The organism is Pseudomonas sp. ASL8, assembly GCF_056680355.1.
This window is the reverse complement of record NZ_CM155278.1, coordinates 4500269-4519708: the sequence shown is the minus strand read 5'-3', so window position 1 is coordinate 4519708 and position 19440 is coordinate 4500269. Positions and strand designations below refer to the sequence as shown.

Sequence of the window (19440 nt, the reverse complement as noted above, 5' to 3'; positions counted from 1 at the left end):
TGTTCTCCTTATTATTGTGTTGGGGCGTGGTCGCTTCAACCAACGACCACCCCCTTTTAGAGGCTTACTGGTTCGACGTTGCCAGACCACGCCACAGTTCGAAGTTGTGGCGGTCCTGGGAGTCGGCAAAATCGCCATTGTCCTGACCATCTTTCAGCGAAACCCAATCCATCCAGGCAGCCAGATCACCATTGAGCGGCGCTTGGAAGAGTGCAGGCATGGGCAGCCAGGCCTGGATATATTTCTCCGGCTCATTATTGAAGATTTCCAGGCAATGATCAGAGCAGAAGTGGTACGTGTCGCCTTTATATTCAACTTCACGATGGCAAGTAAGCGTCGGATCATTAGGCTCGGTAAATACCGTCGGCAACTGGCAGCACTGGCACAATTTAGCCAGGCCAAAGTTCTTGAACGGCGTGCCTGCGTCCGCCAGCTTCTTGATATGTTCCCAGCGTGGCCGGTAATACGTGTCGAACGTGGTGGGGTACTTGGCAGATAACCATTGCAGGTCCTCATCCGAGGGGATCCATGCATGGAAGGCAGTACCAAAGCTCCACTGGTAAAGACCCAACATGAACTGGTGCGACATGTGATCGATGCCTGCTTCGGCGTCATCCCAGCTCTTCGGTGGACGAATACCGTAGCGCGCCAGGTCCTTGAACAGCGCGCCGCCGTTCTCTGCGCCATAAATATCCCACGCCTCGCGCCACGACATGACGCGCTTGGGCAGCATGTAATCCATCATGGTGCTGACCAGGCCTAGAACCCGGAAGCCGCGCCAGAACCACTTGTCGATCCAGCCCTGAACGATGGGCAGGTTGTCCGGATCCTGCTCGAGCATGAACTTGATGCATTCAAGCCCCAGGGTCATATGCCGTGCTTCGTCCGACTGGGCCGAGAAGCCGAAAGTCACCGTGGCCATGTCACCGTTGTAAGCGGCGCCGGACATGAACGGCACGAACAGCAGGTTGGTCAGCACGTATTCGAACGAGAAGCCGATGGCGATCATGAACTCGAACGGACCGGCAGACATCGCATCGTCAAAGAACGAACGCGCCACGGACGTGTACCAGATGCGGTCACGCTGATCAGCAAACGCATGGAAGCCGTTGTAGAACTTGTTGTAGTTGGACAGCGCGTGGACTTGCGTCTGGGCGTGGCGAATTTCATCAATGGCTTGCATCTGACAGGCCACTTGCGTCCCTACACCGCGAAACTCGCGGCCCACACGGGCAAACCCTTTGTGCGCGGCGTACTCACCCGGACTGATGGCCTGCAGAAATATTTTCAAGGCCGACAGATAGCGTGCATCGGTAATATTCAGATGACCGTTATTCTGCGCATGGGCGTCAATAATCGCGTAAAACTTGCGCTCTTTTTCCGCCTGATACTTCCAGTACGCATCCATGGTCAAGCGGAACGGATCTTCCCACTTGTTCCAGTCATGGATCTTCAGCCCTTCATAGGCAATGTAGGGAAAGATTTCTTCCTCGGTGCGATAAGACGGTTCCCATGCCAAGTCACGCGTCAACAGGCGGTACTTTTCTTTCGCATTCATTTTTTTATTATTTGCTTTCATGTCCATGCTAAATAATCTCGCTTAGTTGCCCCAGGTCAGGGTCAAGGAGTCTTCGTCTTCAACGACGTTGCCGGAGAGCGTGATCAGGTTGATATTCAACTCTTGCATATCAAAGCTGCGGCCCAGCTGTTCTTCAATGGTTTCTCGGCGAATGACCAAACGGCCAGGCGCATTGATCTTGACCATCGCCGGTTCACGATTGACCACGGCCTCGGGGTTATCTATTTCAATCGCCTCGATAATGGGGCGGGTCTCTTCATTGGTTTGCAATGCAATAAACACAGTCGACATAGAAACCTCTCAGACCACAACGCCGGTTTTTTCAAGGCGAGCCTTGAAGGCGATCAATTGTTCAGCCATGACCTCATCGGCCTGGTCCGCAAAAACCTGCTCAATCACCGGCAGCAAGGCTGCGGCGGCGCGATCACGCCAAACGGTTGTCCAGGCCTGCAACTGCTCGCGGTTTTGCTCGGACTCAGCGGCCGCTACCTTCATGACCGCATCGACCCATTTGCGGGTCTCCTCAAACCAGTCGCTCATGAATTGCGTGAGCATGGCCACTGCCGAGCCGCCATTGGCCGCGAACCGGTCATCCACGATGCGCCCGTACACCAGCGGATAGAGCAAGCCATCCAGAGCCACGTTTTGCGCGACAAACAGCTCGAACGGATCGCGTACCGCCATGCAGTCCTCGGTATAACGACGCAGTGCTTGCCAGGCGTCCCCCTCCATCCAGGCGACCTTGCCCTCTTCAAGGGCTTCGGTGCCACCTAGCAACAGGCCAATACGCGACAGGTATTGAGCCGAACCCAGGTTATCCATCGCGTGGTACATACAGGGTTGGGTAAACACCGTGCTGTAGCCGTAACCGCAGATAAAGGTGTTGTTGAGATTGGCGCCCCAGGCAGCGTGACGCAGCGGCACCAGCAGATTGAGCGCGGAGCTGCGCAGATCGTCTGAAAGCATGTCGGCCAGGCCGCGGGTTTCGACGAAGTTGAAGTTCGCTTCGGTGTTTTCTTGCTGACGCGCGCGCGCCAGCGTGTAGGTGCTGTAGTAAAACTGACGCGGGTCTTTCAGGGCGTACCAGTCGCGCATCACGATCTTGGTGATGCTGGCGTCGTAAAGCTCCTGCTCCGGGTCCCAGGTCGGCCGGTAGTGCAAGTTTTCCTCGGGCTGGATGTCGTAGCTGCCTTCCTGATAGCGCGAAGAGGGTTTGTCGCCAAAACGGCGGGCCAAGTGATCAAACGTCTGTCGCAATGGCTGGATGCTGACCGTGCGAAGATCTATATGCATGTGTATCTCCCACCAGCGTTTCACCCAAGGTGAAACGCCCAATTCGATTAGTTTTTGAAACGAACCTGTGTGGCGTCAGCGAGTCGCCAATCCCAATCAGCCGAAGCATCGTCCTCGTCCGTAGCCGCAGTCGGCGTGGGCATCAACGCCACCTTGTTAGTGGCGCAGAACTCGACGAATGCTTCATGAGTCAGGATCATTTCAACGAATAACCCGGGCTCGCCAATGGCGAAGTCGAACTCGACAAAGCGGCTCCCGCGATTGCCGGTAACCCGTACAAAACGCTTTTGCGTATCCAGGTCGGCCGGCTGCATGTCCAGTGACTCATCGGGCACAGTCATGGATGTGCCCTCAGGTCACTACAGTCAGGAAAGTTTCGTGCAGTTTGCGCTGCGGGTAGTCGAGGCCCTGGGCGAAGTTGTCGTAGGTCCAGGACAACGGCTCGTAATCCGGGTAAGGGTGGTAGCCGCCCATGAAGGTTTCAAAACGATTGCCGGAGGGGTCCCACGCATAGATGGTGCAGCCGCGGGTTACGCCATGACGGGTAGGGCCAATGTCAACGTTCACTTCGTTCATCGACATGATGTCGCCGGCACGCAACACCTGCTCCCACGACTCGAGGAGGAATGAGCAGTGGTGCAGCTTGCCCTTCTCCGGATACTCGACGAAGGCGATGTCATGGACTTTGTGCGAGCAGGACAACCAGATGCCCATGTCACTGTCGCCATCCGGGCTGAGTACGCGCTCAACCAGAAAGAAGCCCAGGACGTCGGTGAAGATCTTCTTCACTTCGGCGATATTCGGGCCATACAGCAAGCAATGATCCAGCTGGATAGGGGCGATGCCATGTTCGCGCTGAGCGTTCCACGGAGCCGGGTTGACTTGGGGAATGCCGTTACCTATACGGGTTTTCTCCGCATACAACTCGATCAGATGGCCGGATGGCAACTCGAAGCGCACGCGCTCGCCGGTTTCCAGCATTTCACCTGCCGGAATGCGGGTAGTGACCAAACCGTATGCTTGCAGGTCGGCATCAAGTTTTTCCAGAGTGGCTTTGTCCAACACCTTGAAGCCAAAGAAATCGATGCCAGCGGTATCCGCTTCACGAATCACATAGCAGTTGTGATCACGCTCGTCCCAGCATTTAAAGTACACGCGCCCCTGGTCATCACGCCCGGTTTCCACCAGGCCCAGTACGTTGCGGTAAAAGTGAATGCCTTCTTCAAGGTTCAACACGCGCACCTGGGCATGCCCTGGACGCAATACACCTGTCATCGCCATTTGTTGTCTCCATTATTGGCTAGATGAGGTTGGCTCTACGTGTGCCCTTTCGGGCTAGCGACAAGCCGGACTTACAGTCTCGATCTAACAATGCATAGAGGATGCCAACAACTGTAACTATATGATTTAGTTCGTTTTATGTGGAAAAACAAAAGAATAAGCATCTTTCGTTGGATGACGTTTCTGTACATTCGCCACTTGCGCCTTACAAAAACGTAAGGCTGCACATCAGCAAAACGCGATGCCCCGAGCAAAACGATGTCCGCCCCTTGGCAAATGAGCCCGGAGCGGCCGTTAAATAGGCAAAAAAAAACACGTCGAACGACGTGTTTGGCATAGGGCTTCTCAATAAACAGACATTCTCGCCGCCTTCGCGGTCATGTCATGGGAATGCCTGGATTAAAGAGCCCCTATGGATTGATAGGTGTACGCTTTTGTCAGGCGCTATTCGGAGACTGCTCGATATCACCCAACACCTGTTTCACCCGATACGCCAACTGACGACGGGTTATGCCGAGTAGACGCGCCGCGTGGGTGAGGTTGCCATTGGCCCGCAAAACAGCGAGCTGCAAAAGACGGGCTTCATGTGCCTGAAGATCGAAGCCCTCATCAAGTAAGCTTTCGTAAAGTTTATCTTTCCGGGCTTCATCCGCATTGCCCACTTTCCCCTGCTTGTCGATAACGGCACCGAGCGCAGTCACGGGGCCCATGCCAGGGAACAGATGTTCTACATCAATTTGCCCCCCGGAGGGTGCAAGCAAAACAGAACGCTCAACCAGGTTTTCAAGCTCACGAACATTGCCCGGCCAGTCATAGGCCATCAGCTCTTGCATCGCCAGATCGCTGATACCATGAATCGTCTTGTGATAGAGCGGTGAGTATTTTTCGATAAGCACCGAGACCAACACCGGAATATCCGATTTGCGCTTGCGCAGGGGTGGAATCTCTAATGGATAGGTCGCCAGGCGATAGTAGAGGTCGGCGCGAAAACGACCGTCAGCAATGGCTTGTTGCAGATTGACGTTGGTGGCGGCAACCAGCCGCACACTGACCTTGCGGGGCTTGTCATCGCCCAGTCGCTCTACTTCGCCGGTTTGCAGTACCCGCAAGAGCTTCACCTGGGCCGAAGGAGAAAGCTCACCCAGTTCATCAAGGAATAGCGTGCCACCATCGGCTCGCTCGAACTTGCCGGGTCGTGAATTCTGCGCGCCGGTATAGGCTCCTTTCTGCACACCAAAAAGCTCTGATTCGATCAGGTCGTTGGGAATCGCTGCACAGTTAATGGCTACAAACGGCTTATCTGCACGATCACTGTTTTCGTGCAGCCACTGGGCAAATACCTCTTTGCCGACCCCGGTTTCACCCAAGAGTAAAACCGTTATAGGACTGCTGGCTGCCTTGCTGAGCAAACTGAAAGCGGCACTAAACGCAGGGGAGCTTCCCACCAGTTTGCCGGGTGGGCGCTGTTCGCGCTGACGACCACGTACTTGCCACAGCTCCTCTTGCAACTGTTCAAAAGAGGTTTCCTTATCTTTTGCCTCCAGACAGTGTTCGAGGAACGGGTCATCTCCCCACTCCTCCACCGGCTTGCCAACCAGTACGCAGTTAGCGTCACCACAACACACGCATTTGGTTTCACGAAAAACGATGAAACGCTTGAAGAATCGAGAGGTATAGCCCGATGCATAGCCCGACAGGTGCCAGCAAGCGACCTCATTGCCAGCGCCGAATAACTGCAGATGCGATTCAGCTTCCCATGAGTTTTCACATTTCACTTCGCCGAAAAATGTCCCTTTTTCCCAGTCTATTTTGGCTTCGGTGATTGTTGATCGAACCAGTCCTTCAAACGCGTGCAGCTCAGGACCGATCTTGAAAACGTCATAGTCGTCACCTGCGCCATAGAGCTTTTGCGCGAGGTCGGCATCATGTTGGCCAGCTGCAAAACCCATGCGAAACAAAAGTCCTTTGGCGCGCCTGGCCCCAAGCGACTCAAACAACTCTTGGCGCAAGGCCCCAAAGGCCTTGGCGTGAAGTAGCAGCATGCGGTTTTCGTCGAGCCAGATCTGCCCGCTCTCGATATTGAAGCGCAGCCGTGAACGCAAATTGAAGCGTTCGATAAGGGGTTGCTCGATCATGAACATTCCTAAAGCGTAACGAAGCACGAGCCTGTCGATCTTGAAGACGGTAAAACTCACCACGATCGATTGCGTTTATTATTGTGCGTGCGATCTGAGACTTTCGCTGCATGGGTCTTAGTTTATGCGGATAACGTGACACATGCCTCTTTGACTTTTAGGTAAGCGTTTCTGATCAAAGGAGTCGTGCGCTCACGTATCTGTTTCAGCTTTCCGCCTTGGGCCGCATTGAGCAGTTCGTCACGAAGCACGCGATAGCCGTTCAAAGCATCCCGTAAATGGGTGAAATGAGCTTTACGTATGCCACCCCCTGCCCCGTCATCTAATTGCGCACGCTCAAGCAGATGATCGATTTCTGTGTCCAGAGAGCGTATCCGCTCTATATGCGGCAGCATCTGCGAGGTAGCGCGGGCATTCAAAACCATTATGTTGTGAGCACGAACTTCTTCGATTGCGTCGATCATGGAGGCCAGCGAGTTACGACTGACATCTATTTTGTTCGCCAGTACTTTCAGATCCACCAGGCCCAACATCAATTGGCGTAAACCCGCATTGCAGTCGTTGACCCGGTTATCCAGTTCGCTGGCCAAGCGGGCCACACCACCAGAGTCTTCCAGCAATTGCCCGGTCTTCTGCACTTCGACACTGGCACGCTGGGCAATCTCCTCCACTGCGCTAACGGTATTTTGCGCAGTGCCTGCAATACCCCTCAGCACCCCGCAAGCATCGTCGGCTTGCTTCACGCCCTCTGTGGCTTCCTGGCGAGCCTGAGCCAGGCGCTGTTCAAGACGGTCAATACCGTCGCCGATCAGAGCGATGATTTCTCCGACACCCAGTGTAGCGTCACCCGTGCTCTCCGCCAGCTTGCGGACTTCATCAGCGACCACACTGAAACCCCGGCCTTGTTCACCCGCTCGGGCAGCCTCAATAGCGGCATTGAGCGCCAACAAATTAGTCTGCCCTGCGATGCTCCTGATAATGGCAACGATCTCGCTGATGCGTGCAATTTGATGACGAACACCATCAAATTCCTCACCCACTCCGGTCACCACATTGGCCAGATCGACCATCGCGGCAGCCACCTGCTGCACCTGCTCGCCACCACCAGATACCTGATTACGAGCATCGGTAGTCGCCGAGGCCAGTGCAATGGCTTCGCCCGACGTGGCCCGAGCGCGCTCAGCCATACCCTGGACTTCGACCATTGAGTTCACCGCCAGCTCCGACTGCCGGTCCGCTGTGCCAATGGCCTCCGTGAAACCCGAGACCAGTGTGCCAGCGGAAATCGTCAGCTCCGAGGCCAGTACATTCATGCGCTGAACCGACTCGACCTTGCCTTGTAATACCACCAGCAAGCGCGCCATCGAATCCTGCATGCTGGTCGGCGCTGGCTGAGGGTCCGCTAGCATCACAAGGGTATTGTTCAGCGCAGCCGCGATCGCTCGTTCACGCCGCGAACTGCCACTTAGCAGCACCCAGGCAACCAGAGCCGTCAAGATGACCCAAAGCCAATGCAGCCCGCCTATGTCAAACCCTCCAAGCAGTGCGCCAGTTGCCAGAAAAATCGTATTGATCAGATCACGGCCATGACCGCTCCATATAGTGCTCATAGTCATTGCACCCTTCTCGCCGGTCAGATCGCAACGCCCTGCTTGGGCTTCAACAGAAAGTGGGCGAGCGCAGGTAGCAAGATCAGCGCTCCGAGCATGTTCCAGACGAACATGAACGCCAGCAAAATACCCATGTCAGCCTGGAACTTGATCGGCGACCAGACCCATGTCGCAACCGCAATCCCCAAGGTGATACCGGTTAACACCACCACCTTGCCGGTGAAGATCAACGCCTTGTAGTAAGCCTCCGAGAGCGACATGCCCTCCTTCATCCGTGCCAGCGTCACGGTCATCACGTACAGCGCGTAGTCGACCCCTATACCCACTCCGAGGGCGATCACTGGCAAAGTGGCGACCTTGACGCCGATATTCAGCCACACCATCAACGCTTCACACAGTACTGAGGTAATCATCAGCGGCACCACCGCACAGACAACGGCACGCCATGAGCGAAAGGTAATGAACGCCAGCACGATCACCGCTGCGTAGACCAGGAACAGCATTTGAACGTTGGCTTTTTTCACCACTATATTGGTGGCGGCCTCTATGCCGGCGTTGCCCGCTGCATTGAGAAAACGGACCTCATCGCTGTCGTATTTAGCCGCGAACTCCTCCACCACGCCGACCACACTGGTCAAGGTGTCGGCTTTATGGTCCTTAAGGTAGGCATACACCGTGAGCAGATCGCAGTTCTGGTTGAACATCTCACGCGGGGCGCGGGTAATGATGGCATTGAGCATGTCTTGCGAACGTGGCACCTCAAACCATTTGAGACTGCCTTCGTTCATCCCCGCGTTAGCCACCTTGGCAATACCTGCCAGCGAACTGATGGCCTCGACGCCAGGAAGTTTCTGCAATTCACGCGACAGCGCATCGACAGCCATCAGCGTGCTGTAGTGAGCACACGCGTATTGCGGCGTCTTGACCATGATGATGAACACATCACTGCTCGCCGCATAGTTGTCCACCATAAAGGCGTTATCAAGGTTGTAGCGCGAATCTGCACGCAGCTCCGGTGCGCCCGGATCGGTATCGCCAATTTTCAGATGGGAGCTCACCATCAGACCGATGATGCCTAAAGCCAGGCCCACGGCGACGGCCACGGTCGCCCAGAAACGCCGCGTAAACAGGTCGAGGAACGCCCAGAATGGATGCTTCCTGTGCTGCGTGTCGTTGCTTTCCAACAGCTCTGCCTTGAGGCTGCGCTTCGCAGCGGCGGGACTGACTCCCGTGTAAGAAAGCAGGATTGGCAGCAGCACCAGGTTAGTGAAAATCAGCACAGCAACACCGATGCTCGCCGTAACGGCCAGATCCCGTATCACCTGGATGTCAATTACCATCAACACAGCGAAACCGACCGCGTCGGCCAGCAACGCTGTCATGCCCGCCAGGAACAAGCGTCGAAAGGTATAGCGCGCAGCTACCCATCGGTGTGTTCCACGCCCGACGTCCTGCATGATGCCATTCATCTTCTGCGCACCGTGGCTCATGCCAATAGCGAACACCAGAAAAGGCACCAGAACCGAATAGGGATCCAGCTCGTAACCAAGCGTAGGTAAAAGACCCAGCAGCCATACCACCGCGACCATCGAGCAGAACACCACCAACAAGGTGCTACGCAGGCAGCGGGTGTACCAAAAAAGTACCGCGGTGCAGATAACGATGGCGGCGGCAAAGAAAACCAGAACCTGTCTCAGGCCATCAATCAGGTCGCCCACGACCTTGGCGAAGCCGGTAATGTGAATCGCAACTTTGTCCGACTCGTACTTGGCGCGCAATTCTTCAACGCGCTGGGAGAGTGCGTGATAGTCAATCCGCTCGCCGGTTTCAGATACTTTTTCCTGAAGGGGAACCAGTACGATGCTCGACTTGTAGTTCGCCGCCACCAACTGGCCAACCTCACCGGAGCGCTCCACGTTGATTCGCACCTGCTCAAGGCTTGGTGCAGAACCATCATAGTCATCCGGGATAACCGGGCCGCCGTCCAAACCTTCTTCGGTCACTCCAGTCCACCGTACCGATGGCGCCCACACTGACTTCATGTAAGGGCGATCGACACCCGGCAGCAGGAAGACTTCATCGCTGAGCTTGCGTACCGTTTCCAGATACTCAGCATCGAAAATAGTGCCGCTTTTAGATTCAACCGCGATGCGCAGAGTGTTGCCCATGCCCGACAGCTGCTTGCGGTTCTCCAGGAAGTTGACGATGTAGGGATGACCGGTCGGAATCATCTTCTCGAACGCGGCATTGAGCGACAACCCACGCGCCTGGTAACCCAGCACCAGCGTGATGAACAAACACAGTGCAACGATGACTATGCGGTTATTGAACAGCAACCGCTCACAGAGTGTTCCTGATTGTTTATCGAACGCCTGCAGGTCGCTTATGACAGCTTCCGAGGGAATAAGCTGCGCATGATTCATTATTGAACTCCCGAAACTAATGTACCCGGCTCAATCCGGGACAACCCGCGCGCGCCGAAAATGATCAGAGCACCCTCCGCTGACTCGACAACACCGCTGAGGCCGGCTTGCGTTTGGGTTTTGAGAGCCACAAAACTGCGGCCGTCGTCAGTACTGCGAAGCAGTCGTCCACTTTCGTCAGCAAGCAGTAAAGAACCGTCGTGGAGTCGTTTTGCGGCGGTAAGTGTCACCGATTGTTCCGGCGCCACCCGCTGCCAACTGGCCCCGTGATCCGGACTGCGCCAGGCATTGCCGCGTAGACCGTAGGCCAGCAGCGCATCGCCATCGAGTTTCAGCACACCAAAGAAGGTGCCTTTGTAGGGGGTGGCGATCTCACTGAAATGGTTGCCACCATCTATTGAGCGAAACAAGACGCCTTGCTCACCGGCAATCATCAATTGTTGATGATCGATCTGCACCTGATACAGGTGTTTGCCGCGCGGGTTAGGGATTTGTCCAACCAGCGACTGCCAGCTTTTGCCGCCATCGGCAGTAGTCAGCGCTATGCCGTAAGCACCCACCACATACCCATGCTGCTCATCACTAAACCGCACGCTCAAAAAAGGCTTGTCCGGACCATCGCTGACCAGAAACCCGGCACTCCGCACCTCTGCGGCAGCACCCTCTTGGCCGGCATCGGCGCGTTGACGGGCATCGTCGAGAATCACCTGCGCGACTTTCTGGCCGTCAAGCTGACGCTGCCAGGTTTCGCCGGCATCGCTGCTGTGCAAGACCACACCACTGTGCCCCACCGCCCAACCTTGGGTTGGCGTTGGGAAGTCCACATCGGTCAGCAGCACGCTCACCGGCACGCTCTTGGCTTGACGCCATGAATGCCCCGCGTCGTCGGAAAGCAGTACGCTGCCGCGCTCGCCAACAGCAACCAGACGTTGGCCTGCCTGGGCCACGGCCAGTAACAAACCCTGGCGTGCCCGTGTGTTCTGTTGTGCAGGAAGGTCGAGCACATCGGGCACGACCGATTGGCCTGCTGCAACGCAAAGACTGGTCTGGCAGGAAAAACAAAGTGCGGCGACGGCAACAGCCATCCACCTTTTGAGCGCATTCAACATGTGCATCTGACGTACTCGAATACATCCTTCTGCCCGGATCCCAGCGTCAAGCGCTGCATCAATGAGGCAAAAAAATGATGAGGAGAGACTGTCGCCACTGGGCCTGGGGGCTCAGTGGCGACACTGCAAACGCGTGATTTAACGTACGCCTTCGGCACCCACCGAGTCGCCGGTGAAGTAGGTCTCGGGCTTGCGTCCGACCACATGGAACGTGGCCTCGTTAAGTGACTGCGATGAGCTCATGGTATTGGCCTGCAAGTTGAATACATGCGCAGGCTTGAGTTCCAGCATCGGCACGGATGGCAACACGAACGGCGTCACCTGAGTGGTACGCCACAGCTTGCCTTCACTGTCATAGCCATCCATCAGCAGAACCATCCAGGAGTCTTCGTCGAGGTAGTAACGACGCTTGGGCACCGCATGACGCTTACCCGCAGCGACTGTTGCCTCCACTTCCCACACGCGGTGCAGTTCCCAGCGCACCTTGTCAGGGTTCAAATGGTGCTTGCCGTAGGCCTGATCCAGCGAAGCGGTGACCACTTCATTGGTGTTGTAAGGTACGTACATCTCCCGCTTACCCACCAACTTCCAGTCATAGCGGTCGACATGCCCCATCAAGCCCATGACTTCATCGAAGTAGTTCGCACCTGACGCCACGAAGTCAGGCGTGTCATACGCCACTGTCGGTGCTCGGCGCACACGACGCTGGCCGACCAGGTACTGCCATGCCTGACGTGCCTGACTGAGGTTAGTACTGTCGCGAAATACCAGAGATTCCCCTGCCTTGAAGGGCGGCGCAATGGTGCTGAAACGCTGCAGGAAGTACTCACCGCTCCACTTGTCTGCCGAACCGTCCTTGTAGTAGTACGGGTATTGGTTGGATTGGTCATTCATTGTCGCCATGGCCCGCGAGCCATCGGACGTCAAAATGATGTTTTTGAAATTGGAGACTTCAGTGGCTTCACTTTCGACGCGCAACAGGTGGTTCCAAATAGCCTCAACACCTGATTTTGGAATCGGGAACGGCACACCGCCATAGCAACCCTGCAAGGACATGCCATTGTCTTGAACCTTGCACTGGGTGGCGTTTTTCATCGTGTTGTCATAGACATACTGCGGCGCTGCCGCCGTACGATGAGTGGGGTAAACATCCAGGCGAAAAGTATCAGGGTATTTTTTCAGCAACGCTTGAGTGCCTTCGGACAATTTATCCGCGTACGACCCCATGTTTTGCGCTGTCACTTTGACCAGTGGTTTCTCATCCGCAAACAACTTGACGGGGATATCACCGACTTTCTCACTGGACGCCGACAACGCTTTGATCCCGCTCCAGGCCGGGATACTGCCGTCCTTATTTGCCGACATCTCTCCGCCGAGCGGTGTCAGGCTGTTTTTAAGGTGCGCAGCTTCGTCTGCGCTCACTGCAGCCTGTGCCATCTGCGTGGTTATAAAGCCGGCAACCAAAGCCGCCCATAAAACGGTTTTCTTATACATTGTGGTACCCCTCAAACGGGAAAAAATTCGAACTTAAAAAGTGCGTTGAACCGACAACGAAATGAAATCACGGTCGCCGTGGAAGTTCTGGTAAGAGAGTTCGGGTACGCTGGTGTCGTACTTGATAACTGAGCCAGCAGGCCCGTAGTAATGCGTGTAGTTGAGGCTGGTCTGCCAGGTTTTCATGTAATCACCTTTCAACCCAACGGTGACGTTGCCACCATGCTCTGAGGGCATTAGCACGCCGTTGACTGCAGATCGGCCAGAAATCCCGTAGCTCACACCGATCGGAGCCTGCAGATCCAGCCCTGGAGCAACCTGAAAATATTCGGGCGTGAAGATGAACTGCAGCGCACTTGCATCACGCGTTGCCGAAGGGTCCAACTGATCTCGATTTTCAGTGACACTCAAGAGTCGGTTAAAGGCAAGTTCACCGATAACGGAGGCGCCATCCCAAAACGGCGTAGCCGCCAAAACATCAATGGCTGACAAATTGGCATGCAGAGTGCGGCCCACAGGGAAGGCTGCTCTGCTGTCGCCATTTGCGCCCAGGCTGGCGGGCACGATCACCGTATTCCCGGAGGCTACCAACGGCATATTGCTACGGAAAGAAACTTCACCAGCGATGTTGGCTTCACCGACCAAGGTACTAAAACTAGCGCCTATCGTGCGGATATTCTCGGCGAAGACCTCCTCGTAAGAGCCGGTATCGGGGTGAACATAAAACTGAGGCATCTTGTCGTGGAACTGCGCCGCATAAATACCGTATTCCACATCGCCAGCACTAAACTTGAGTTGGACGCCGCCCTGCCCCGAGTTTTTGGCATCAATATCATGTCCCCGAGAGAACGATACCCCCGGCCCCATGATCAGCGACTCACCGCCGTCATCAATGAAGTCGGCAAAACTGAAGTAACTGCCTGCGGCGGGCAAACGGCTTTTGCGCCATTCCAACTGGTAATAGGCGCCAACAGACACGCTTGAATTGATCTGCAATTGCCCAGAGAGCTGATCAATCGGCCTGAGAATTTCCTTGAACTGAGAGTTGGGAACTGACAGCGCCTTGATCAAGTCGAGCGACGTTTGCGCCGCCGCAATACCGTTACTGCCGAAGAACAGACTTTCGCCGTAGAGCTGAGTAAAACGACCGGCCTTGACGTTGAGCTGCATATCCGCAGGGGTAAAACTACCGTAAACGAACGAGTCCAACATCTCTGCGTCACGCCCCTGCAGTTTCCGGGTATCGTGAGTGAAATGGTCGTAACTGACAGAACGCGAATTCACCAACGCGCCATTGAACGCGCCCGGGTTGTCGTTGGATTGGTTATAGACATCGTCATACCAGGCTGCGCCACTGAGGCGTAAGCCGAAATTGCGCTTGTAGCGGATGTCGAACTCCGACAGTAGATCGAGCCGATTGGAAATAAGCCCGCGGTCAAAGTTAAGGTCACCATCGTTGGTGTTAGCCTGAACACCGGCTGAGTTGTTAGCGACATCGGAATTTGCACTGCGAACCCGCCATGCAGCGCTGTATTTTACGGTGTTATCCAATGACATCTGGACGTCTGGATTACCGGAATCGATCTGAAATGCATAGGTTGCACTGCTCATCGACAATCCAGCGAGTACGCCAAGTGCCAGGGCTGATCGATAGCGAAAGGAAGCATTTGGTTGATAGGTATTGTTACCCATATCGTCTCCTCGATTTTTTTTGTTTTTGTAATTTTCGTGCTGACGCCGCGAACATTTGCTTCGCGCTTACCGACAGACGATGTGCACGAAACTATTGTTCTTGAGGGTTACCGTCCAATACCAAAAACCTGCCCATCTGATACCTATTAGGTATCTCTATGCTTGTTATGGCTTGCCGTGGTGGAAGGTCTCCAACTCAGGTGCGGGCCGTGGTGAAACACGGGCATCAGGAGGATCAGCTGATCGAGCATTGACGGAGCACGCTTGATGGTTCTTCCAGCGCGCTCAATCGGCCAACGCGGTGGTGGCAAAATTTATTAGTTGAATGCGTGGGACTCCCATACCATGAACGCCTCCCCTCAGTGCCTCCCGTGTACTGAGCAATCACCCGAAAGGTTTGCCTCACATGGATCTACGCCATATTCGCTACTTCATCGCTGTTGCGGAGGAACTGAATATGCGCCGGGCATCCATCCGCTTACACATCTCCCAGCCTCCGCTGACGCGACAGATCCAGCAGTTGGAAGATGAGTTGGGCGTACAGTTATTCATTCGCACACCACGCGGCATGGAGCTGACTCAGGCCGGTGAGTTGTTCCTCGCTGAAGCCCGCAATATTCACTCCGTGGTTGAGCAGGCAACCGAGCGCACGCAGAGAGCCGGTCAGGGGAAGCTGGGCAAACTCGATATAGGGATCTTTGGCTCGGGCATTCTGGATACCATCCCCAAGTTGCTATTGGCATTCCGCAACACCCATCCAGACGTAAACATTGTTTTGCACAACATGAACAAGGACGAACAAATTGAAGCCTTGCGTCAACGTCGAATCGACGCGGGCTTCAATCGATTTATCACGCCGTCATCCGACATTTCCAATGAGCTCGTTATCACGGAAAAGCTATTGTTGGCAGTCAACGAAAATCATCCTTTGGCACGCGAAACCATCGTCCCGTTTCACTGGTTGGCCAATCATCCATTGATCTTGTTTCCCACGGGTTCGCGTCCAAACTTTGTCGACAAAGTCATGAGCATGTGTGAAAAAGCGGGGTTCATCCCACAGGTAGCACAGGAGGTGGGGGATACCGTGACCGGAGTGGCCTTGGTGGCAAGTAACTTTGGCGTCTGTCTGGTGCCTGAGTCGGCCTCAGTGCTTGCTCTGCCGGGCGTGGTTTACCGGACCCTGAGCGAGGAGCCCGATAACGCCCAAGTCGACTTGAGTTGTATTTACCGGACCGATGACCGTTCGCCGATTCTCAGTTCATTTCTAGAGATAGTTCGGGATTTTCGCACACGAAGTGCGCCTTGATCGGAGTCCTCCGTTTGCGCGGGGTGAAATGGCGGAAGGCAGCGGGAGTCGAACCTGCCCGGGAACGGATGCCGTCCCCAACCGGGTTTGAAGCCCGGCCGCGCCACCGGGCGCGATTGCCTTCCTTGAAGTCAGTCTCCGGGGCTCTGTGCCAGGGCATTTTCCGGGCGGATACGGCGCTGGTCGCCGAGGCGTCGGGTCAAGCCAATACGGTCGAAAAACTCGAGAATCTGAATACTTCGCTTGCGGCCGATGCCCACTGCATCGCGAAACGCGGCTGCCGGGATGACGGGGTTATCTGCAGCCAGTTGCAACAGCATAGCTGCCAGTCGGCGCACAGTGGCCTCAGTGTAAAACAGGTCGCGTACCACTTGATGCACCTGCCCCAACCGCGACAGTTTGCACAGCAGTAAGCGCACGGCCGCTTCGTCATGATGAGTCGCATTGGCCAGATCGCGGACCCAGGGCGAGTCGAAACCCGCCTGTTCGAACAGCGGCTTTAGCTGCAGCCACAGCACCTCGTCTTCTTCGCCCAGACGCACCTGGTGTTCGGGTAAATGCAACCAAGGGCCACTGGCGGCAATGGCGCCGCCAGCCAACAATTCGTCGAGCAGGCTGATGAAGGTCGGTCGGTCCAGCGGCATGCCTGCGAATCGACGCAAGCGATCGCGGTCCGGCCCCAATTGGTCGGGTTCCAGTTGATGAAAGCGCGCGAGTTGCTCCAGCACCTGGGCTTTCTGGGCCTGCCAATGGGCATCGCTGAACAACCGCGGCCCCTGGCGCGTGGCAATCACGAGGACATCGGTCGGCAATTGCCACGTGGCGCGCAGGCGATTGAACTGGCGCTCAAGGCGTTGTGGGTCGAGGCCAATCTCGCTGTTAGCGAGCAGCGTCGGCAAAACCTGTTCCAGCGTATCGGTGTCGGTCAAGGCTTGCAGCTGTGCCAGCCGGGCCGGACTGCGCCGCTGGCGCGCCGGTGCAAACGGGTCGAGCACCCGCCCCCCGCCAAGGGTGCGTTGAGCGCTCTGGTCACGCAGGACCAGATGATCACCCTTCACCGCCTGCAATGGCGCATTCACCAACAATTGCGCGAACATTCGGTGCCCTGGTGCCAGGCTTTCACCCTCCAGTAATGCGACCCGGCCGGTGACATCTTGAGTGCCCAGGTGTACGTGCACCGGGCTGAAGTGTGTAAAGGCGCGCGTCTCGCTGGCAAGCAGTTGCATGTCGATGTCCAGACGCTGGGTGGGCGCATACAGCCACTCGGCCAGCAACCAGTCGCCACGGTGGATCTGCTCCAGTGCCAGGCGCTCGGCGCTCAGGTTTAACGCCAACCGTTGCCCGGCCCATCCTTCCACGGCGGCCCGGTTCTGCGCATGCAGACCACGCACCCGTACGGGCTTGCCAGATGCACCCAGCAGCAGCGTGTCGCCCACTTTTACCTGTCCGGCCAGGGCCGTCCCGGTCACCACGATGCCGGTCCCGGCAACGCTAAAAGCGCGATCAATCGCTAGGCGAAAACCGCCATCGGCACTGCGCTGCTGAACGTCACGCTGAGCCTTCAGCAATGCCTGGCGCAGGGTCTCGATACCCTCCCCGGTCAGGCTCGACAACACGATCTGCTGCGCGCCAACATAGGGCCCGGGCGCCAGCAACGCTTCGACCTCGACCTGGGCCGCCTGCACCCGGGCCGCATCGACCCGGTCGCACTTACTGATCGCCACCAGCACCCGGGGGATGCCGAGCAGCTCGATGATCGCCAAATGCTCGCGTGTCTGAGGCATCACCCCATCATCCGCAGCCACCACCAGCAACACCAGATCAATGCCCTGGACACCGGCGAGCATGTTGTGGATGAAGCGCTCATGACCGGGTACGTCGATAAAGCCGGTAAGCGCTGCCCCGGACTCCAGCGCTGCGTAAATGAAACCCAGGTCGATGGTGATGCCACGCTCGCGCTCTTCCCGGCGGCGGTCACCGGACTGACCGGTCAGGGCCTTGAGCAAGGCGGTCTTGCCGTGATCGATGTGCCCTGCAGTGCCGACGATCACCCTGCCCGGCCCTCCGCTTGTAGTTGGTCAAGCTGGGCTAACCAAGCCGCCTCATCGTCCAGCTGGCGCAGGTCTAACCATAGGGCGTCGTCGCCGATGCGCCCGAGCACCGGAATGGGCAAGCCCCGCAATGCCGCCTCCAGACCGTGCAACCACCGCCCGCGCAGCCGTTTAGGCGAGTGCGGTGTCAGGCACAATGCGGCGCTGGGCAGCCGGGCCACGGGCTGGCTGCCGCTGCCGATCATGCTCAGCGCTGGCAACACCGCGACACCCCAGTCGTCGCCCAACACGTGCGCCAGTAAAGGGCGCAAGCGTTCGGCCTGAGCGAAAATTTCGGCCTGTGGACGGGTGAGCAGGCGCATGGTGGGCAGGCGTTCAGCAAGGCGGTCGGGGTCGCGGTACAAACCCAGTACCGCTTCAAGGGCGGCCAGGGTCAGTTTGTCCACCCGCAACGCACGCTTGAGCGGGTTCTTCTTGATTCGCGCGATCAGGTCCTTGCGGCCTACGATCAATCCGGCCTGGGGGCCGCCCAGCAACTTGTCACCGCTGAAGGTCACAATATCGGCGCCGTCGATCAGCGCCTGACGCACCGTGGGTTCTGCGGGCAGGCCCCAGCGGGTCAGGTCCAGCAGACTGCCGCTGCCCAGATCTTCGAGCAATGGCAGGCCGTGGTGGTGGGCCAGTTGCGCGAGTTCGGCGGTGGGCACCTGAGCGGTGAACCCCTGAATGGCGTAATTGCTGGTGTGCACGCGCATCAACAGGCCGCTACGCGGGCCAATGGCGGCTTCGTAGTCACGAGCATGGGTGCGGTTGGTGGTGCCCACTTCATGCAGCTTGACCCCGGCCCGGGCCATGATGTCGGGGATGCGAAATGCGCCGCCGATTTCGATCAGCTCGCCACGGGAGATAATGCCTTCTTTGCGCGCGCCTAGACTGTTGAGCGCAAGCAAGACAGCGGCGGCGTTGTTGTTGACCACCGTCACCGCTTCCGCGCCGGTCAGTTCGCGAATCAGGCCTTCAATCAAGTCGTCGCGGTCGCCGCGCTTGCCAGTTTCCAGGTCGAATTCCAGATTGAGCGGATAGCGCGCAGCTTGTTGCACGGCCTCGATGGCTTCCTCCGGCAACAGCGCCCTACCGAGATTGGTGTGCAGCACCGTACCGGTAAGATTGAACACCCGTCGCACCCGACTGGCGTGCTGGCTTGCCAGGCGCTCGCCTGCCCTGCCCACCAATACCGGCGCCGTGAGTTCAACCGCATCAAGTTGACCCCGTTGTACCGGTTCGCGCAGGTCATCAAGCAATTGCCGCAGGGTGGCGAGCACTGCATCGCGACCATACCGTTCCGCCAGTGGCTGGCAGGCGGGGCTGCGCAGCAGACTGTCGATCGAGGGCAGGCGCAAGGCGCTGGAGGCAGGATTGGGCATTCAGGGCTCCGGGAACGACATGGAATTTCTGACTCCACAGGGT

14 protein-coding genes and 1 tRNA gene are annotated in these 19440 nt (G+C 56.7%); 1 reads left to right on the top strand and 14 read right to left on the bottom strand.

Annotated elements, in window-relative coordinates; genetic code table 11:
• Positions 1 to 64 precede the first annotated feature (64 nt).
• The 11 genes from AC1MEA_RS20630 to AC1MEA_RS20580 all read right to left on the bottom strand — a co-directional run bounded on the left by AC1MEA_RS20630 (position 65) and on the right by AC1MEA_RS20580 (position 14616).
• Positions 65 to 1585: a YHS domain-containing protein gene (locus AC1MEA_RS20630; protein WP_480417216.1), complete on the bottom strand. Its 1521-nt coding sequence runs from the start codon at positions 1583 to 1585 to the stop codon at positions 65 to 67.
• Between the two features lie 15 nt (positions 1586 to 1600).
• Entirely contained in the window at positions 1601 to 1870 is a 270-nt protein-coding gene (locus AC1MEA_RS20625) for an MmoB/DmpM family protein (protein ID WP_219061758.1), read from the bottom strand.
• 9 nt (positions 1871 to 1879) lie between these two features.
• Positions 1880 to 2872 carry an aromatic/alkene monooxygenase hydroxylase subunit beta gene (locus AC1MEA_RS20620; RefSeq protein WP_449636152.1) on the bottom strand — a complete coding sequence of 331 codons (993 nt, stop codon included), beginning with the start codon at positions 2870 to 2872 and terminating at the stop codon, positions 1880 to 1882.
• Positions 2873 to 2919: 47 nt separating this feature from the next.
• Positions 2920 to 3213 (bottom strand): phenol hydroxylase subunit, encoded by a 294-nt coding sequence (locus AC1MEA_RS20615; RefSeq protein ID WP_480417215.1) that lies wholly within the window; start codon positions 3211 to 3213, stop codon positions 2920 to 2922.
• Between the two features lie 10 nt (positions 3214 to 3223).
• Entirely contained in the window at positions 3224 to 4153 is a 930-nt protein-coding gene (locus tag AC1MEA_RS20610) for a catechol 2,3-dioxygenase (protein ID WP_219061755.1), read from the bottom strand.
• A 437-nt stretch (positions 4154 to 4590) separates the two neighbouring features.
• Positions 4591 to 6288, bottom strand: a complete 1698-nt coding sequence (locus tag AC1MEA_RS20605; protein ID WP_480417214.1) for a sigma 54-interacting transcriptional regulator — start codon at positions 6286 to 6288, stop codon at positions 4591 to 4593.
• Positions 6289 to 6410: 122 nt separating this feature from the next.
• Positions 6411 to 7475, bottom strand: coding sequence for a methyl-accepting chemotaxis protein (locus AC1MEA_RS20600; RefSeq protein ID WP_480918180.1), 1065 nt, complete (start codon positions 7473 to 7475; stop codon positions 6411 to 6413).
• Positions 7476 to 7921: 446 nt separating this feature from the next.
• Positions 7922 to 10321: an efflux RND transporter permease subunit gene (locus AC1MEA_RS20595; protein WP_449636156.1), complete on the bottom strand. Its 2400-nt coding sequence runs from the start codon at positions 10319 to 10321 to the stop codon at positions 7922 to 7924.
• On the bottom strand, positions 10321 to 11436 hold the full coding sequence (locus AC1MEA_RS20590; RefSeq protein WP_480417213.1) for a WD40/YVTN/BNR-like repeat-containing protein: 1116 nt from the start codon (positions 11434 to 11436) through the stop codon (positions 10321 to 10323). The genes AC1MEA_RS20595 and AC1MEA_RS20590 overlap by 1 nt, the downstream gene beginning before the upstream one ends.
• 132 nt (positions 11437 to 11568) lie before the next feature.
• Entirely contained in the window at positions 11569 to 12924 is a 1356-nt protein-coding gene (locus tag AC1MEA_RS20585; RefSeq protein WP_480417212.1) for a DUF1329 domain-containing protein, read from the bottom strand.
• Between the two features lie 33 nt (positions 12925 to 12957).
• Entirely contained in the window at positions 12958 to 14616 is a 1659-nt protein-coding gene (locus AC1MEA_RS20580; protein ID WP_480417211.1) for a DUF1302 domain-containing protein, read from the bottom strand.
• A 406-nt stretch (positions 14617 to 15022) separates the two neighbouring features.
• Here AC1MEA_RS20580 and AC1MEA_RS20575 point away from each other — a divergent pair, with 406 nt between their 5' ends.
• On the top strand, positions 15023 to 15922 hold the full coding sequence (locus AC1MEA_RS20575; protein WP_480417210.1) for a LysR family transcriptional regulator: 900 nt from the start codon (positions 15023 to 15025) through the stop codon (positions 15920 to 15922).
• 29 nt (positions 15923 to 15951) lie between these two features.
• Here the strand turns inward: AC1MEA_RS20575 and AC1MEA_RS20570 are convergent.
• The 3 genes from AC1MEA_RS20570 to selA all read right to left on the bottom strand — a co-directional run bounded on the left by AC1MEA_RS20570 (position 15952) and on the right by selA (position 19397).
• Positions 15952 to 16047, bottom strand: a tRNA-Sec gene (locus AC1MEA_RS20570).
• Between the two features lie 6 nt (positions 16048 to 16053).
• Positions 16054 to 17973, bottom strand: a complete 1920-nt coding sequence (gene selB / locus AC1MEA_RS20565) for a selenocysteine-specific translation elongation factor (protein ID WP_480417209.1) — start codon at positions 17971 to 17973, stop codon at positions 16054 to 16056.
• The gene (gene selA / locus AC1MEA_RS20560; protein ID WP_480417208.1) at positions 17970 to 19397 is read right to left on the bottom strand and encodes an L-seryl-tRNA(Sec) selenium transferase; all 1428 of its coding nucleotides are present in this window, start codon (positions 19395 to 19397) and stop codon (positions 17970 to 17972) included. Before selA ends, selB begins: the two co-directional genes overlap by 4 nt.
• Between the last annotated feature and the right edge of the window lie 43 nt (positions 19398 to 19440).

What these genes read in the sequence shown, in the direction of transcription:
- AC1MEA_RS20610 (WP_219061755.1), bottom strand. Translation starts at nt 4,153, where the DNA reads ATGGCGATGACAGGTGTATTGCGTCCAGGGCATGCCCAGGTGCGCGTG.
- AC1MEA_RS20580 (WP_480417211.1), bottom strand. Translation starts at nt 14,616, where the DNA reads ATGGGTAACAATACCTATCAACCAAATGCTTCCTTTCGCTATCGATCA.
- AC1MEA_RS20605 (WP_480417214.1), bottom strand. Translation starts at nt 6,288, where the DNA reads ATGATCGAGCAACCCCTTATCGAACGCTTCAATTTGCGTTCACGGCTG.
- AC1MEA_RS20585 (WP_480417212.1), bottom strand. Translation starts at nt 12,924, where the DNA reads ATGTATAAGAAAACCGTTTTATGGGCGGCTTTGGTTGCCGGCTTTATA.
- AC1MEA_RS20620 (WP_449636152.1), bottom strand. Translation starts at nt 2,872, where the DNA reads ATGCATATAGATCTTCGCACGGTCAGCATCCAGCCATTGCGACAGACG.
- AC1MEA_RS20625 (WP_219061758.1), bottom strand. Translation starts at nt 1,870, where the DNA reads ATGTCGACTGTGTTTATTGCATTGCAAACCAATGAAGAGACCCGCCCC.
- AC1MEA_RS20630 (WP_480417216.1), bottom strand. Translation starts at nt 1,585, where the DNA reads ATGGACATGAAAGCAAATAATAAAAAAATGAATGCGAAAGAAAAGTAC.
- AC1MEA_RS20595 (WP_449636156.1), bottom strand. Translation starts at nt 10,321, where the DNA reads ATGAATCATGCGCAGCTTATTCCCTCGGAAGCTGTCATAAGCGACCTG.
- selA (WP_480417208.1), bottom strand. Translation starts at nt 19,397, where the DNA reads ATGCCCAATCCTGCCTCCAGCGCCTTGCGCCTGCCCTCGATCGACAGT.
- AC1MEA_RS20600 (WP_480918180.1), bottom strand. Translation starts at nt 7,475, where the DNA reads ATGGCTGAGCGCGCTCGGGCCACGTCGGGCGAAGCCATTGCACTGGCC.
- AC1MEA_RS20575 (WP_480417210.1), top strand. Translation starts at nt 15,023, where the DNA reads ATGGATCTACGCCATATTCGCTACTTCATCGCTGTTGCGGAGGAACTG.
- AC1MEA_RS20615 (WP_480417215.1), bottom strand. Translation starts at nt 3,213, where the DNA reads ATGACTGTGCCCGATGAGTCACTGGACATGCAGCCGGCCGACCTGGAT.
- AC1MEA_RS20590 (WP_480417213.1), bottom strand. Translation starts at nt 11,436, where the DNA reads ATGCACATGTTGAATGCGCTCAAAAGGTGGATGGCTGTTGCCGTCGCC.